Below are 16300 nucleotides of genomic sequence, written 5' to 3'. Positions count from 1 at the left end.
GCTGCTGTTGTATGAATAGTACAGTATCAACCGACTAACACTCCTAATAAGTCCGTGAAAGAACGTCTGGTCGTAATTCCAACTTATAATGAAATAGAGAATATTGAGGCTATTATCCGTAAAGTATTCTCACTACCGGAGCCGTTCGACGTATTGATCGTAGACGACGGCTCTCCCGACGGAACGGCTCAGTGCGTCCGTGACTTACAGGAAGAATTCTCAGGAACGGGACGTAACGCCCGCCTTCATTTACTCGAACGACGGGGAAAACTGGGTTTGGGAACCGCCTATATAGATGGTTTTAAATGGGCATTATCGCGCGGTTATCAGTATCTTTTTGAAATGGACGCCGATTTTTCCCATAACCCCGACGATCTGGTTAAGCTTTATCACGCCTGTGCCGACGAAGGTCCTGACCGCGCCGACGTAGCCATTGGCTCTCGCTACATTCGTGGCGTTAACGTAGTGAACTGGCCAATTGGCCGAGTACTGATGTCCTATTTTGCGGGCGTATATGTCCGGTTCATTACGGGGATGTCAGTCATGGACCCAACGGCTGGTTTTGTTTGCTACCGTGCCAACGTACTGGAAGTAATTCTGCACAACCCAATTAAATTTGTAGGGTACGCGTTCCAGATAGAAATGAAATTTACCTGCTGGAAATACGGGTTCCGTCTGAAAGAAGTACCGATCATTTTCACGGATCGGACCAAAGGCGTCTCTAAAATGTCGACGAAGATTTTCAAAGAAGCCGTTTTTGGCGTTCTGCAAATGAAAATCAGCAGTTTCTTCCGCCATTATATTCCACGAAAGCAGGCGCCCGAAACCATGGCCGAACCAGTAGACGCGGTATAGTTTGCCGTTTTAGCAAAATTTGCTGTATATACAAACCGACAATCGTTTCGATATAACTGTCAAAACGATTGTCGGTTTTTTCATTTCTGGACTGGTTATATTGGTTAAATTATAGCTCGGTTTCATCGTTTAAAACAATCACCGAACACATGAAAAAGTAAACATATCATAAGTCATCATAGGATTAAAGTCGCATATTTTTCAATCGATTCCTTTAAACGTTCCATTCCTGCTTATCTTTATATCTTATATGCGTCCAGACGCAAGTCATTGACGTATATAAGGTATACTCCGTTAACTTGCCATTTACTGCCTTCTTCCTCTATGCAAGATTTCTTCGAATTTTTCCAACGGTTCACCGATACGAGTGACTGGCCTCCTCGCTGGTATTGTGGCCAATGGACGGACTTCCATGGCTGGTTGTATATAATTTCCGATCTGACAATCTGGCTGGCTTATATGGCCATACCGCTTATTCTCATTCGTTTTATTCTAATCAAAAAAGGGGTACCTCTTTCGGGCGTCTTCTGGCTTTTCGGCGCTTTCATTCTGCTTTGCGGACTTACCCACCTTGTCGATGCGGCCATGTTCTGGCTACCAGCCTACCGCGTAAACGCTTTCATTCGTTTTTTAACGGGCATTGTATCCATAGCAACTGTTATTGCGCTGATCCGTTATTTCAATGAAGCCGTTGGTCTGCGTACCTCGAAAGAGTATGAACGCGAATTAGCGTTTCGGCAACTGGCGATGCAGGAACTAACACGCTCGAACCATGAGCTACAGCAATTTGCCTACATCGCATCGCACGACCTCCAGTCGCCCCTAAAAACGATCACAAATTATCTGTCCTTACTTGAACATAAGCATGGCCCCCATCTCGACGGAGAAGCTCAGCGAATGATTGGCGTATCGACCGCTGCCGCCGAGCGAATGCGTGGCTTAATCAATGATCTGCTCAATTTCTCACGGGTTGGTAGCGAAATTGCACTGGCCCAGGTCGACCTGAATATAGTCCTAAAAGAGATTTTAGAAGAATTACAATCTGATATTCAGGCTAGTGGTGCAACGATTGACGTTGATCCGCTACCTGTCATAATGGGGCACCAAACCGATCTGAAGCAGCTTTTTCAAAACCTGATTTCCAATAGCCTCAAATACCGGCGGCCCAACGTAACGCCTGACATTGCGATCCGATTTACAGAAGAAATTCACCAGTATTGTTTTTCAGTAGCCGATAATGGCATTGGCATTGATCAGCAGTATTACGACCGTGTTTTTCAGCTTTTTCAGCGACTTCACGGCCGAAACGAATACTCCGGCACGGGTATCGGATTAGCAACCTGTAAAAAAATAGTAGAGATTTATGGCGGCCATATATGGCTCGATAGTACAGTGGGCACTGGCACTACGTTCTATTTCACTATTCCTAAGGTAATTAAAACTGTCCATCAGTATGCGCAAGCCGATTCGTTGTATTCTCTTAATTGACGACGATCCCGATGATAACTATTTACACCAGTTAGTAATTGATGAATCTGGATTATTTGATACGGTTCGAATTGTAGAAAATGGGCAAAAAGGTCTTGACTATCTGGCGCAAACGGATCATCCGGACTACGTACGACCTGATGTTATCCTGCTGGATATCAATATGCCCGGCATGAATGGTTTCGAATTTCTTGAACGCTATGGCCAGCTCAACCAATCGTTACGTAGTAGACTGGTTTTGCTCATGCTTACTACGTCTATTAACTCGGCTGATACGAAACGAGCCAATCAGATCGACGACGTAAAAGGCTACCTTCCTAAACCGCTCACCAGAGCGATGCTGGAAAAGATTATGAATGACTATCCGAGAGAGGCCTTGTAAATTGTGCTTACCCAGGCAGCAACCGTTTTGCCACTACGTAGCAATACGTTCCAGAAAACGAGCGTAGGTTTCCTCCGTTACGTCCAATGCAATGCGTTTATGTGGATTGGTAAACCCCGACACAATGGATACGCTCGATTTGGCAACGCCTAATTGCTTCGCGAGAAACTCAATAAGGTAGGCATTGGCCTTGCCGTCCTGAGCAGGTGCTTTGATTTTGGCATTCAGTAGACCCGACGCATCGAAAAACATCTGATCAATTTTGCTCCCTGGCTTAACTTTGAGTTGGATCGTCACTGATTAGATCGTAATCGTATAGTTAAGCTGAATTTCGTCGCCGGTCATACCCCGAAAGCCCCAGTTGTGTGCAGGGCTTTCAAGAATGCAGATTTCGAGGTCAGTAACGGCTAAATCCAGCTGCTCACAGACTCGTTCATAGAGCAAATGAATCAGTCTTTTCTTCGTTTCAACCGTCCGGCCTTCCATCATCATAAACTCCAGGATAACGTACCGTTCTGAAGCGGTTTCCGGCCAGTAAAAATCGTCCTTGTCCAGATAAAAAAATCGGTGAGCGCGTTTATTGGCCGGAAACTGTAAAGCGTCAACGACGCACGAATGCACTACGTCTGACAACCGCTCGCGAATTGGCAGCAACTGCTCGCGCACACCATATAGTTTTACCTGGCTCATGCTGGCTGTTTCAGTTGACCAGCCAGTACGGCAATACCTTCCTCAAACGAATGAGGGTCGTAGCCCAATACGGTTCTGGACTTATCGAGAATAAAGCCGGTACGGGGCGGGCGACGGGCAACCTGGGTAAACGTCGATGCATCGGCCTGCGTAATCAACGATTTATCGAGGCCGAAATAATCGGCGGTTTTAATAGCCATATCGTAAGGCGTCAGTACTTCTTTACCCGAAATATTGAAGATTCCTTCCGCTTCCTGATCGGCAATCAGATAACAGCCCATTGCCAAATCTTCGGCCAGCGTTGGACTCCGCCACTGGTCCGTAACGACTTTAATAGTCTTTCCTTCTTCCAGCGATTTCTTAACCCATAGAATGATATTGCTGCGGCTCATATCGTGGGCAATACCATATACAAGCACAGTACGGGCAATGGCCCAGCGAAGACCAGAATGTTTTACGGCCGATTCGCCCGCCTGCTTACTCCAGCCATAAAAACTGATCGGATTTGCTTCTGCGGTCTCGTCGTAGGGTCCGGCAGCACCATCAAAAATAAAATCGGTCGATACGTGTACCAGGAAAGCATTCGTGGCTTTGCACGCTTCGATGATGTATTCAACCGCATGAACGTTCTGCGCCCAGCAGTCATCTTTCTGAATTTCACACTTATCCACGTCCGTCATAGCAGCCCCGTGGATAACTACGTCTGGCCGAACATCGCCGATAACCTCCAGCACTTGTTGCTTATCCGTAATATCCATTGGGCGGTACGTATACCCCTCCGCGAAGGGAAGCCGGTTCGTTCCTCTGGCCGTAGCCACCAGCTCAACATCCGGTTTTTGTACCAACAGGCTCACTAATTTCTGCCCTAACAATCCGTTAGCGCCCGTGAGAAGAATCCGTTTTTTCATAGTTTCCTAGTGTTGCAATTGGTTAGTACGTTACTAGTATTTATAACCAAACTGCTTTGTAATCTTTTTTTTCCTGACCCAATCGCCTTTCATGGTCATACGAATGTCCTGATCGGGCCGATCCATTTCGTTTCTGGGTTGCTTGGCAATGCTATCTATCACAGCCAGACCGTCAATAACTTCGCCAAATACCGTGTAATTACCGTCCAGATGCGGAGCGCCACCAAGGGTTTTGTAAACCTGCTTTTGCTCGTCGGAAGGAACGTGGCCTTTCATGTTTTCAATACGGGCAATTTGTTTTTGCAACTCCTCGTCATTCCAGACACGCCCCTGCACAATATAGAACTGACAGCCACTGGACGCTTTTTCTGGATTATTATCACGAGCAGCCGCCAAAGCGCCTTTTTTATGAAACAGCGTCGGCACAAACTCCGCTGGAATTTTATAGCCAACATCGCCCCGGCCCAGCGGTTCATCGGGTTTCGCCCGGCGCGAGTTTGGATCGCCACCCTGAATCATAAACAGGGGAATAATCCGATGAAACAACAGGCTATCGTAAAATTTCTGGTTAACCAGCTTAATGAAGTTCTCTTTATGTTTTGGCGTCTGATCGTACAACACAAGCCGGAGCGTTCCAAACTGTGTGTTCAGCGATACGAGGTAATCCTTTTTCTTACGGTTCTGGCCAATTACCAGCAGGGGCATTAGTAAAAGAGCAAGCAGAAGTTTGCGCATAGATAGGTCGTGAAAGGCAATCGTGATTTACAGAAATACTTGATTCTCAAACGCATCTTTAAGACGCTGATCGTGCGTAACAACAATCAGGCTGGCTCCAATCTGTTCCGACTGTTCACGCAGAAGTTTTATAACACGATCAGTATTGTCATCATCAAGGCTCGACGTTGGCTCGTCGGCCAGAATAATATCGGGCTGATTCATAACGGCCCGGGCGATACTAACCCGCTGCTGCTCACCCTGACTCAACTGATTTGTTTTTTTATTCAGATGATCCGCAAAACCCAATTGGCTGGCCAATTCCCGGGCCCGCTCTTTATCCTGTGCTTTATCGGCCAGATAATTAGCCAGAACCAGGTTATCGAGTACGGATAATGAGCTGACAAAGTGCGGTTTCTGGTAAACAATTCCGACGTGTTTGGCCCGGAATGCCGCTGTTTCAGCGGGGCCGAGTTTGGTCAGGTCAGTTTGATTGATAATTACAGAACCACTTTTGGGACGTAGCAGTAAAGCTAATAAATGCAGGAACGTTGTTTTGCCCGTTCCAGAGCGTCCTAAGATGAGTAGAGCTTCGCGATTTGCGCAATGAACATCCGGAAATGCGAACTTTTTCGCAGAGCCGTATTCGAACGTGAGTTGGTTGGTTGCCAGCATCGGATTCGGGCGAGTACTCACAAAAATAGGCAAAAGTTGCATTACCCGTACAGTCGAAGCGTGGCTCAGCTACTGATCAACAACCCAATCATAGGCTTATTTCACGAATAGAGGGTCTTTTATTGACGGTTTCACTACGTTAGCCAACGATTCTCATCTAACTTCCTGTATTCTTTCTTGTCGGCAAAAGTCGTACTTTTGGCAACTTTAGTAACCGCTACTACTTTGAAACGTATTGCCTTATTTGCCTCTGGTTCGGGCTCAAACGCCGAGAAGATTGCTACGTATTTTGCCGATAATAACGACGTAGATGTTTCGTTGATCGTATCCAATAATCACAAAGCGGGTGTCATTGACCGGGCGCGTAGACTACATATTCCGGTACTGCTTTTTGATCGGCAAACGTTCTACGAAACCGACCAGATTCTATCTATTCTGCAAAAGCAAGACATTGACCTCATCGTTCTCGCTGGGTTTATGTGGCTGATGCCAGGGCGGATCGTGCAGGCCTTCCCCAACAGAATCGTTAATATTCATCCTGCTTTATTACCTAAGTTTGGCGGCAAAGGCATGTACGGTCATTTTGTTCACGAAGCGGTCGTAGCAGCTGGCGAAACAGAATCCGGCATCACCATTCATTACGTGAATGAACGATACGATGAAGGACAAATCATTTTCCAGGCACACTGCTCCGTAAAGCCAACCGATACGCCCGACGACGTAGCACACAGTGTACAGGTTCTCGAACACATGTATTATCCCAAGGTAGTTGCTGACGTACTGGCTGGCCTTGACAATTAACTCAACAATGAAAAAAGGGGTCATTCTGCTGCTGCTGTTAACAACCTGGGGTTGCTTTAAGCCAGTCGCTTATTTGCAAACCAAAGTCCGCTATCCGGTTGAGGTATTTTACGATAACCAGCGGCCTGACCGACCATTTGACCCACTGGAAGATCTCGAAATAAAAGGCGAAGTTCCTCTAACGGATCGGCAGTCGGCCGATCGTCGGATGGTAAGTCGGGGAAACGATATGCAACAGAAAGAATTAATGCTATCCCGCCTGACTCTACAGGCCAAAAAACTGGGCGCAGATGCCTTGGTTGCCGTTCGCTATACGTATTACACCTCTGCTACCAGCAATGGCTACATGATGACAGGATTAGCGGTGCGCTACAAAAAAGAGCACGAAGTGACAACCATCGAAAAATAAATGAGGTGATCAAGCTGGCTTGATCACCTCATTTATTTTTCGATCTATTATTACTTAACTTCTTCGTAGTCAACGTACTCTCCACCCGAATAACGGGAATCCCCACCTTTCGGAGGCCGATTATCAACTTTTATTTCTCCTTCCCGACGGTTACCCCGAATATCGCCCTGACGCTTTTGCTCTTTAACCAATTGCCGCCCAACCAATAAATAGAAGACAAATCGGCGTACAGGCGGCACGAACAAAATGACAAGGGTGATGATGAATAAATACTTGAATAACATATTGAGTGTCGTTAGTAGTAAGTAAACGCCTGTGAAAGCCGTTTAGTTTTCAATTACGTCAAACGGTTTTTATCAAGGCTGATCGGTAATACTAGCTGCTTTTAATACGCTCATTTTAGCCTGCTTATTGCCCATATAAGGCTTTGGCAGCGGCTTCATACTTATCACCCGCCGACCATTGTGGACGTGTAGCCCGATCGGCAATCAGTCGTGCCGTATGCGCAAACGCCTGACAAAACCGCTGAACGTAGTTAAAATCCAACGATTCGGGGTTATCAATGGCCTGATGGTAGTATTTACCAATAGCCTCATCGAATGCTTTAAATCCCGCCGAGAATGTAGGAGCCGGAATTCCTTTCGCAGCAAAACTAACGTTATCGGAACGATCGAACAGTCCCTGCTCGGGCGCTGGTTCAGCAAACACGCTGAGCCCCGCCGATTTTGCTCCGGCTTCTATTTCTGCCCTGGCTCCCGTCCGTTCCAATCCAATCACCGACACAATGGTGGTATCATTGTAACCGGCCCCGTCTGAATTCAGGTCAAAAATGGTCTGCTTCAACGGTACTAATGGATGCTCAGCATAATACCGGCTTCCGAGCAGCCCCACTTCTTCGCCCGTTAATGCCAGAACCAGCACCGAACGTTTTGGTCTCTTTATCGACAGAGCTTTCGCTGCTTCCAGAATAGCTACCGTCCCAAAGGCATTATCGCGGGCTCCGTTGAAAATACTATCTTCGGGCTGATAGGCACTCCCCCCCTGCTTACCAACACCAACGTGATCGAAATGAGCCGATACAATCACGTACTCGTCCTTCAGCTTAGGATCTGTTCCTTCAATAATACCCGCTACGTTCGCCGATGGAACGGATGTCTTGGGCCGCCCCGACGTACGTAGCGTAACGGTTTGCCCAGCTTCTTTCAACTGCTTATACTGGTTGTTGGCATTATTTATCCATACATGAGCCACTGAGCTACTGTTTGCGCCACTAACCGGCAAGGCAATCTGTTCGCGGTTAAAATACTGGTTGACAAACCCCCAGGGAATCGATTCGCTATACAACTCGATAAGAGCAGCCGCCCCTTTTTCTATAGCCAGTTTACGCTTTTCGGCCGACGCCCGAAAAATTTCGCTGGGGCCCTTCGCGTCCGGCGAACCACCCTGCGCCACCACGATACGTCCTTTTACGTCGCGGCCTTTATAGCCATCTTCGCCATTAGTCAGCCCGTAGCCTACGTAGATGACCTCACCCGTTACGTCGGTAGCAGACCCCGCCATCACAACAAGCTCTTTTCCCAGTTTGAGCGTATCTTTTCCGACCAGGAGTGATCCCGACGTAGCTGCTTTAACTTTCTCTAGTCCAATTGGCTGAAAATAGTTGGTTTGCCCAGACGGCGTTTTTAAACCAAGCGAACGAAACTGTTCCGCGATATACCGGGCAGCAACCTGATTGCCGAGTTCGCCGGTGCGACGCCCCTGTAATTCATCGGAAGCCAGAAAATAGGTATGCGCTTCAACTTCTGCCTTTGATATAGCGAATTCGGGTAGTTGAGCAGCAGAAACGGTTTTATTTGCTGCTCCGGCCTTAGTGGTTCGAGGTTGTGCCTGCACCGATACGGTTGCTAAAGCCAGCCCGACGGCTAAGGTTGCCATAGAATATGTTTGCATGATGATTGGGTTTCGGGGTAAAAATACGAAATAACCCATCGCAGGCCCGTAGAATTTCCGCCTTTTAGCCACGCTTATAATGCTGACGGGCAAACCGCATGAACGTATCAGGCAGTCCCTCGCTAACGCCCTGCAACTGAATCGAATAAAACTCCCGATGAATAGAAAGCCCCTGGACATCAATAACTTTCAATATACCGGCGCGGAGTTTGTCCTGTACGGCAAAAACAGATACGAATGCCATACAACGCGAGCTGCCCAGATAAGACTTAATGCTTTCGGTGCTGCCCAGTTGCATTTCGATGGTCAGGTCGGTCAGTTTGAGGCCAACTCCCCGGAGAGCGTGTTCAATTACTTCCAGCGAACCCGACCCTCGCTCCCGAAGTAAGATGGGTATAGACTGTAATTCGTCTAGTGTAATTTCATCGCGGTCGGCCAGCGGGTGATCGGCCCGGCAAACCAGTACTAGCTCATCTTTCACGAAAGGCGTATACCGGATATCGCTATTATGCGTTCGGCCTTCTACTAATCCCAGATCAATATTTTTGTTGAGCAATTGCTGCTCAATCTGTTCGGTATTACCGCTAAGAAGTGAAATGGTAATATCTGCCGACTGTTCATGAAAACGGGCCAGCACAGGCGGAATAACGTATTGCGCTACTGTGCTGCTGGCACCCAGCCGAAGCGTACCACCCGGCTGACCTTTCAGGGCATTCATATCAAACTCCAGCTGGCGATACGTTCCCATGATGGTTTCAGCATGCTTCAGGAGCAAATTACCAGCCGATGTTAGACTAATCTGGTTGCCCCGCCTATCGAACAGCGCCATCCCAAACTGATGTTCCAGCTCCTGAATATGCTTCGTTACGGCTGGTTGCGTTACGTATAGTTCGGCAGCCGCTTTTGTAAAGCTTAGCCGTTTCGCAACAGTATAGAAAACATTCAGGCGGAAATCGAGCATGGATGAGTAATATGAGTTATTTCCTCAAAATACGGAGAAATAGTACTATTACCCAAACCTGCCTCTTGATGAAGCCAGTACGTTGGGAATAGATCAAACGTAGGTTAACGATTCCAAACCCGGCTCCGCCTACGCTGAACTAACCGCTGCCGGAAGGGCATCCAGACTAGAAAACGGCGAATTATTGCTAATGTATTCAGGGATAGTTTCCTTCAGGATCTGTATCAGTTGCCTGTCGTCGGAGTTGACCAGTGCCAGGCCGATTCGTACCAAAGCCTGCTCAATCAATACAGGGTCAGGCTCAGACAACCGGGCAATTTTTATCTGTGGATTATGGGTCGGTTGTATTGCTTCGTGTACGTGTAGCACTTCTTCACGTAGTTTTTCGCCGGGACGTAAACCGGTGAACAGGATATCGATATCCCGTCCTTCCCGGTAACCAGCCAGATGAATCATTCGCCGGGCCAGATCCACGATACGTATCGGGTGGCCCATATCGAATACAAAAACCTCGCCCCCTTTCCCCATAGCGGCCGCTTCCAGCACCAGATGGCAGGCTTCTGACACGGTCATAAAATACCGATACCACCGAACCAGCAGAACCCAATACGTTCCCAAATCGCGTTGTCATGAACTGGGTATCGGCATGAGCGCTTCTATACTGCACGTACATTTCGGCAAAACGCTTGGTGGCGCCCATGACGCTGGTTGGATTAACGGCCTTATCGGTTGAAATGAGCACGAATTTTTTCACCCCGTGCTCAATTGCCGCATCAACGATGTTTTTTGTCCCTACTATGTTGACCTGTACGGCCTCGGCGGGGTGCGATTCCATCAGCGGTACGTGTTTGTAGGCCGCTGCGTGGAACACAAACTCGGGTTGATACGTAGCAACGATACGTCGTATTCGGGTTTCGTTTGTCAGATTGGCTAGTTGAGTAGAGAGCGTTGTGCTAGCCAACTCATGACTCATTGTTTGCCGGATTTTTTCAACCAGGTTATACAACGCCGATTCGGCCTGATCGAGCAGGATTATTTGTTTCGGCTTCAGCAGCAATAGCTGGAGAACGAATTCGCTCCCAATAGAACCAGCCGCCCCGGTCACCAAAACGACCCGCCCCTGAATCATTCCCTCAATGGACGTATTCGTTACGTGAATAACCGGCCGGTTCAGCAAATCGTCGGTACGTATCGCTGCATGTGCGGAGTTTTCAACGTAGTGTTTAACGATGAACCGAACAACGCTCAGAAGAAGTATTGCAACCAGATAAATAACGACCTGAACCGAATATAACCATGCTCCTATACAGCCAATAGCCAGCAGCAACAGGATTAGATCCGTTAATCGTACAGCCCATCGTCGACTTTGACCAGTTGCTAACCTTACTGCCAATCGCTTTCCTGAGATCACTTTATTTCGCCTATATCAATCCGTGAACGTTGTACTGACTTTGCATACTGTCGCCAAGACAAGCACAAAACCACTAGTAAACAATCAAAGATATACAGGTTACTTAAAAATGCAAGTTATCCCTTGCAACTGACGGAATTCCTATCAGCCAAGACGCTATGCTTTGGGCCGTTTATAGAGCGGAACGGTGCTGCACGGTTCGCCAAACAGCAAACTTTGTACCACAGGACGCAGCATTCGGGTTAGTTCGACATAAGCCGCCGTGGGTACAGGCACTTTAGAACATCCTTTTACAACGACACGAGCATCGCGATAATCCTCTGGATTAATCTGGCCAATAGCGTCGAAATAAAGTTTTTCTTCCAAATCAACCAGTGAACCAAATACGATCGAATTGGCATAGGGCTGAAGCTGAAGTGTAAGAAGCATATACGCCCAGGTTGGAACAATGGCATCTTCCGTGCAGGTAATGGCCACATTCTTGCCCGCATACTGGCTCCAGTCGTGCTCTTTCAGAAAGGCCCGAAAATCTTTTTCTTTTAAAATCAGCCCCATAAACAGATTGTCTTTCACGTCATACACAACCCGCTCACCCGGATGATAATATTCTTCAAGATCAAGCGTAACAAGGCCACTATTGGCAACACGATTAATAATTTCAGTTTCCATACTCGATATCCTATGCAATACGAACCAGGCTTATTTATCCTGGCTTGAGCCCCCTCAGATTAATCCGGATAGGCTATTCTCTTCTTCCTGTTCAACACCCCTTGGGGAACGAAGGTTCTCCTGAACGACCAAACAAAAAACCGCCGTTCAGTCCATATTTTTTTGCTACTTTTGCTCTTATATAATTAATGAACAGCTTTAAACGATTGGTCCATGAAATTTATCGTTTCCTCGTCCGTACTCCTTAAAAACCTCCAGAATATCAACGGCGTCGTGGCGACCAACCCGATTGTGCCGATCCTTGAAAATTTCCTGTTTCGAATCGACGATGGTACGTTGACCGTAACGGCATCGGACCTGCAAACCACGATGACAACGCAGATTCCTGTCGATGCCTCCGAAAATGGGTCTATCGCTATTCCGGCCAAACTGCTTCTCGATACGCTACGTAGTTTACCCGAACAACCGGTTACGGTAAATATCGATACAGAAACATTTGGCACCGAGATCCTGACCGACAACGGTCGGTTTAAGCTCTCCGGTGAAAACCCAATTGATTTCCCTAAACTGCCAACAGTCAATAAAAATATGTCGGTCGAAATACCGTCGGACGTCCTGTTGGGAGCGATCAACAATACTGTTTTTGCTACCAGCACCGACGATCTGCGGCCTGCCATGACGGGTGTGTATCTGCAGCTCAGCCCTGACAATGCTACGTTTGTGGCTACGGACGGGCACCGGCTCATTCGCTATCGCCGGACCGATCTGAACGCATCGGCCAGTACGTCTACCATTATTCCGCGTAAAGCTCTTCAACTGCTGAAAGCTTCACTGCCCGACAACGTAGCGGTAACGGCCGAATTCAGCCAGGCCAATGCCTCATTTACGTTTGGCCCGACTCAGTTGATCTGTCGGTTGATCGATGAGCGTTTTCCTGATTACGAGAACGCGATTCCAACCAACAATCCGAACGTAATGACGATTGGCCGCACCGATCTGCTCAACTCGCTGAAGCGGATCATGATCTATGCCAACCGTACTACGCATCAGATTCGCCTATCGCTGAAAGCCAATTCGCTGGCGATCTCAGCCGAAGATCTCGACTACTCGAACGAGGCCAACGAGAAACTGCTCTGCGATTATGACGGCGACGAAATGGAAATCGGATTCAACGCTAAGCTGATGGCCGAAATGCTCAGTAATCTGAGCGCAAAAATGATTTCCCTTGAACTGTCGGCTCCCAACCGCGCGGGTCTGCTGATTCCGGCTGATAAGGAAGAAAACGAAGACATTCTGATGCTGGTTATGCCAGTGATGCTGAATACATACGCTTAATTCTGAACCGGGATTGAACAGATTGACGGATTAACCAGATTTTGTTTTCGCTTCAAAGAAGCGCTACAATCAAACAAAATCTGGTTGATCCGTCAATCCGTTCAATCCCGGTTCCTCTTTTTATGGCCTCCAAACGTACTGCCCCGGCACTTATTTTTATTTTCATTACGTTACTGATCGATGTTACGGGGCTGGGAATTATTATTCCGGTTTTCCCAAAACTGATTGAACAACTTATTCATGGGAACATCAGTCAGGCGGCAAGCTGGGGCGGCTGGCTATCCTTTTCCTATGCGCTGATGCAGTTCGTTTTTTCGCCCGTTCTGGGTGGATTGAGCGACCGTTTCGGGCGTCGGCCCGTGCTTCTCTTTTCATTGTTTGGGTTCGGGCTCGACTATATTCTTCAGGGATTTGCTCCTACCATCGAATGGTTATTTATCGGCCGGATCGTGGCGGGGATAACGGGAGCCAGCTTTACAACCGCAACAGCCTATATTGCCGACATCAGCACCCCCGAAAAAAGAGCCCAGAACTTTGGCCTGGTTGGAGCTGCATTTGGCGTAGGCTTTATTCTCGGCCCTGCCGTGGGTGGTTTTCTGGGTCAATATGGCCCACGCGTTCCTTTTTTCGTTGCCGCTGGTCTGACCATGCTCAATTTTCTGTATGGCTTGTTGATCCTGCCCGAATCACTGGCCCCCGAAAAACGTCGGCCTTACGACTGGAAGCGGGCTAATCCGGTTGGCTCGCTCATGCGACTGGGGAAATACCCGGTTATTCTGGGCATGGTAGCATCGCTCGTACTGATTTATATTGCCGGTTTTGCGATACAGGGCACCTGGACATTCTACACCATGGAGAAGTTCAAATGGGACGAGAAAACGGTTGGTCTGTCGCTGGCAGCTATCGGCCTATCGTTTGCAGTCGTGCAGGGTGGGCTAAGCCGGATTATTATTCCCAAGCTTGGTCAGCAACGGGCTGTTTATGTAGGGCTAACGTTTAGCGCTGTCGGCTTTATTTTACTTGGATTAGCAACCAAAAGCTGGATGCTCTTTGCCTTTATGACCGTTTATGCACTGGGCGGTATTGCAGGCCCTTCTATTCAGGGCATTATTTCGAACCAGGTTCCCGATAACGAACAGGGAGAACTACAGGGAGCGCTGACCAGCTTAACCAGCACTACGTCTATTTTCGGCCCGCTGATTATGACGAATCTTTTCTCGTATTTTACGTCACCGGCGGCACCCGCCTATATGCCCGGTGCTCCTTTCTTTTTGGGCTCGTTGCTGTTTCTGATCAGTGCAATTCTGGCTCGACGCGGCCTGAAAAAGCGAATGGCCATTAGTTAATCGTCAGATTAGTCTCATCCAGCCGAGGCCAAAACTTATAGCATTACACGCAAAGCTCACTAGCAGGCTAAAGGGCCAGGACGTTTTCCAGAGCGACCGTATCCAAAAAGCTTCGACCAACGTAACGAGCAGTTCAAGCAGATAGATGTTTCCGCCATACTGCGAATAATAATAAACCAGAAACGGCCAGGTCGACGCACTGATCAATATACCTAACCCGACAATACGGGCGGGCTTGTCGTACCGCCATAGAAACAAGAGTAAAATAGGAATTTCAATCAGCCAGGTTTTTATCAGATTGATCCACATCGCTCCGTCCGGTTTCGCGCCTTTTTTTCAAAAACAGAACCTTAATAACTGTTTGCTTTACCGCCTAACGTAGCATTCATGGCTGTTTTCGCTTACGAACTCTACGCACAATAAGCAATAGAATAACAGCAAACAGACCGACAAATAGCGTATAATTTAGTGTGGGACTTCTTGTCGGGCCGGGCGATTCAATAACAACATCGGCCAAGGCTGATGCTACCGACGTAACGGCCAGCAGAAAAGTAAGGGCGTATTTTTTCATGATGTATGTGGTTAGAAATATATTATCTGTCAAAAACTGAATCGTGCCTAAACAAACGTAGAAAGACGTAGTAAAGACCAGCCGTCAGTAAGCCCATCAACAGGAGCTGTGCCAGAACAGAACCTGACATAGCCAGCGGACTGACCGACACAAGTCCGCCAATTGCAATGGCCAACCCAAACGATAAACCGCTCACCGCTGCGGGTCTATTCGGATAAATACGTTGCCACGCCAACACACTCATCGGCGTCAGCGATTGCAGAAGACCAGTACCCAGCAGCAGCCAGACCAGTTTTCGGTGTCCCCAGCTCAACGCCGGAATAGCGACTGTCAAGGCAATGAGTGCGTATACTTTCCAGGAAATGCGATCTGTCAGCCAACCGCCAACCACTTTGCCAACCATAGCGGCTATAGCCATGTAGAACAGCCATTCGTATTGATGACTATATATCAGCTGAAGACAATTCCAGACAGCGGATCGAAGAGCAATCGCCATCAATAGCACAATCATCAGGTAATCGTGTCGATCCAGCGACCTGCGCTCAATGGATCGGTTCAGCCGCTGACCGAGCGGAAACGTAGCGTTGAGTAATACCACCAGCACCATGCTCAACCCTGCTACGACTACGTAACAGAACCAACTCACTTGTGTAGCACCGGCCCAGCCGCCCAACGCCAGCCCAAGCACCCCAAATGCAGAAAAAAGTCCGACAAATTGCGCTTTACCGGGAAAACAAACGAGCGTAGTTGCGCCACCGGCGGCATGAAAAAAGGCCGAGCTTATACCCGCCAAACCAACCGAAATCCAGATAAGCTGATAATAGAGTAGTCCCAGGGCTAAAAGCATCCCCAGCAACGAGAGAATGGCCGGGCTTCGATAATGGCCCAACCGATCGATCCAGACACCGGCGGGCAACTGCCCGCCAAACGCCAACGCATTATAGAGCAATACGGCGCTACCAATCTGAAAAAAATCTGACTGCTGCGACAAAGAGCCAATCAGGTAACCAGCCGCAGCATCCGAAAAACCATGCCCCACTCCCAAGGCCAGAACAATACGTTGGTACCTTGAGCCTCCTGCTGACAAACGGCTGATTACGTCCATGTTGGGTAGTAACTAGAGGAAATGAACGTA

At 48.1% G+C, this 16300-nt stretch carries 19 protein-coding genes and 1 pseudogene; 7 read left to right on the top strand and 13 right to left on the bottom strand.

Annotated features, from left to right (window positions below; translation table 11 throughout):
• Window positions 1-54: 54 nt before the first annotated feature.
• The 3 genes from GK108_RS03515 (at window position 55) to GK108_RS03505 (ending at window position 2725) form a co-directional block, all read left to right on the top strand.
• The gene (locus tag GK108_RS03515) at window positions 55-855 is read left to right on the top strand and encodes a polyprenol monophosphomannose synthase (RefSeq protein ID WP_163942802.1); all 801 of its coding nucleotides are present in this window, start codon (window positions 55-57) and stop codon (window positions 853-855) included.
• Between the two features lie 324 nt (window positions 856-1179).
• Window positions 1180-2343 (top strand): sensor histidine kinase, encoded by a 1164-nt coding sequence (locus GK108_RS03510; protein WP_163942799.1) that lies wholly within the window; start codon window positions 1180-1182, stop codon window positions 2341-2343.
• Window positions 2309-2725 (top strand): response regulator, encoded by a 417-nt coding sequence (locus GK108_RS03505; RefSeq protein ID WP_163942796.1) that lies wholly within the window; start codon window positions 2309-2311, stop codon window positions 2723-2725. Before GK108_RS03510 ends, GK108_RS03505 begins: the two co-directional genes overlap by 35 nt.
• A gap of 33 nt (window positions 2726-2758) precedes the next feature.
• Here the strand turns inward: GK108_RS03505 and GK108_RS03500 are convergent, their stop codons facing one another.
• From GK108_RS03500 to GK108_RS03480, 5 genes are read right to left on the bottom strand one after another with little or no spacing between them, the layout of a single operon-like run.
• The gene (locus GK108_RS03500; protein ID WP_163942791.1) at window positions 2759-3022 is read right to left on the bottom strand and encodes a DUF167 domain-containing protein; all 264 of its coding nucleotides are present in this window, start codon (window positions 3020-3022) and stop codon (window positions 2759-2761) included.
• A gap of 3 nt (window positions 3023-3025) precedes the next feature.
• Window positions 3026-3415, bottom strand: coding sequence for a tautomerase family protein (locus GK108_RS03495; RefSeq protein ID WP_163942788.1), 390 nt, complete (start codon window positions 3413-3415; stop codon window positions 3026-3028).
• On the bottom strand, window positions 3412-4323 hold the full coding sequence (locus GK108_RS03490) for an SDR family oxidoreductase (RefSeq protein ID WP_163942785.1): 912 nt from the start codon (window positions 4321-4323) through the stop codon (window positions 3412-3414). The genes GK108_RS03495 and GK108_RS03490 overlap by 4 nt, the downstream gene beginning before the upstream one ends.
• 33 nt (window positions 4324-4356) lie before the next feature.
• Entirely contained in the window at window positions 4357-5058 is a 702-nt protein-coding gene (locus tag GK108_RS03485; RefSeq protein ID WP_163942782.1) for a peptidylprolyl isomerase, read from the bottom strand.
• 27 nt (window positions 5059-5085) lie between these two features.
• On the bottom strand, window positions 5086-5712 hold the full coding sequence (locus tag GK108_RS03480) for an ABC transporter ATP-binding protein (protein ID WP_163943808.1): 627 nt from the start codon (window positions 5710-5712) through the stop codon (window positions 5086-5088).
• A 225-nt stretch (window positions 5713-5937) separates the two neighbouring features.
• On the opposite strand from GK108_RS03480, the gene purN reads away from it, so the two are divergent.
• Together purN and GK108_RS03470 are read left to right on the top strand one after the other, a co-directional pair.
• Window positions 5938-6513 (top strand): phosphoribosylglycinamide formyltransferase, encoded by a 576-nt coding sequence (purN, locus tag GK108_RS03475; protein WP_163942779.1) that lies wholly within the window; start codon window positions 5938-5940, stop codon window positions 6511-6513.
• 7 nt (window positions 6514-6520) lie between these two features.
• Entirely contained in the window at window positions 6521-6922 is a 402-nt protein-coding gene (locus GK108_RS03470) for a YbjQ family protein (protein ID WP_163942776.1), read from the top strand.
• Window positions 6923-6972: 50 nt separating this feature from the next.
• Here the strand turns inward: GK108_RS03470 and GK108_RS03465 are convergent, their stop codons facing one another.
• The 5 genes and pseudogenes from GK108_RS03465 to GK108_RS03440 form a co-directional block, all read right to left on the bottom strand.
• A complete protein-coding gene (locus GK108_RS03465) occupies window positions 6973-7206 on the bottom strand; it encodes a DUF4834 family protein (protein WP_163942773.1) in 234 nt (77 codons plus the stop codon).
• 124 nt (window positions 7207-7330) lie between these two features.
• Window positions 7331-8872 carry a M28 family peptidase gene (locus GK108_RS03460; protein WP_163942769.1) on the bottom strand — a complete coding sequence of 514 codons (1542 nt, stop codon included), beginning with the start codon at window positions 8870-8872 and terminating at the stop codon, window positions 7331-7333.
• 64 nt (window positions 8873-8936) lie between these two features.
• Complete coding sequence (locus tag GK108_RS03455) at window positions 8937-9833, bottom strand: LysR family transcriptional regulator (RefSeq protein WP_163942766.1); 897 nt, start codon at window positions 9831-9833, stop codon at window positions 8937-8939.
• Window positions 9834-9962: 129 nt separating this feature from the next.
• A pseudogene (locus tag GK108_RS31215) lies at window positions 9963-10962 on the bottom strand (polysaccharide biosynthesis protein).
• A gap of 438 nt (window positions 10963-11400) precedes the next feature.
• Window positions 11401-11913: a DUF2480 family protein gene (locus tag GK108_RS03440; protein ID WP_163942757.1), complete on the bottom strand. Its 513-nt coding sequence runs from the start codon at window positions 11911-11913 to the stop codon at window positions 11401-11403.
• 213 nt (window positions 11914-12126) lie between these two features.
• On the opposite strand from GK108_RS03440, the gene dnaN reads away from it, so the two are divergent.
• Window positions 12127-13248: a DNA polymerase III subunit beta gene (dnaN, locus tag GK108_RS03435; RefSeq protein ID WP_163942755.1), complete on the top strand. Its 1122-nt coding sequence runs from the start codon at window positions 12127-12129 to the stop codon at window positions 13246-13248.
• Window positions 13249-13370: 122 nt separating this feature from the next.
• Window positions 13371-14594 (top strand): TCR/Tet family MFS transporter, encoded by a 1224-nt coding sequence (locus GK108_RS03430; protein WP_163942752.1) that lies wholly within the window; start codon window positions 13371-13373, stop codon window positions 14592-14594.
• A gap of 3 nt (window positions 14595-14597) precedes the next feature.
• Here GK108_RS03430 and GK108_RS03425 read toward each other — a convergent pair whose 3' ends face one another.
• The 3 genes from GK108_RS03425 to GK108_RS03415 form a co-directional block, all read right to left on the bottom strand.
• Window positions 14598-14903, bottom strand: coding sequence for a hypothetical protein (locus GK108_RS03425; protein WP_163942750.1), 306 nt, complete (start codon window positions 14901-14903; stop codon window positions 14598-14600).
• Between the two features lie 76 nt (window positions 14904-14979).
• Window positions 14980-15165, bottom strand: coding sequence for a hypothetical protein (locus tag GK108_RS03420; RefSeq protein WP_163942748.1), 186 nt, complete (start codon window positions 15163-15165; stop codon window positions 14980-14982).
• 22 nt (window positions 15166-15187) lie between these two features.
• Window positions 15188-16270 (bottom strand): MFS transporter, encoded by a 1083-nt coding sequence (locus tag GK108_RS03415; protein ID WP_163942746.1) that lies wholly within the window; start codon window positions 16268-16270, stop codon window positions 15188-15190.
• Window positions 16271-16300 lie beyond the last annotated feature (30 nt).

The sequence above is a fragment of the Spirosoma terrae genome (genome assembly GCF_010435915.1).
Classification (GTDB): Bacteria; Bacteroidota; Bacteroidia; order Cytophagales; family Spirosomataceae; genus Spirosoma; species Spirosoma terrae.
The sequence above is the reverse complement of the archived record's forward strand: the minus strand, read 5'-3'. Positions and strand labels throughout refer to the sequence as shown.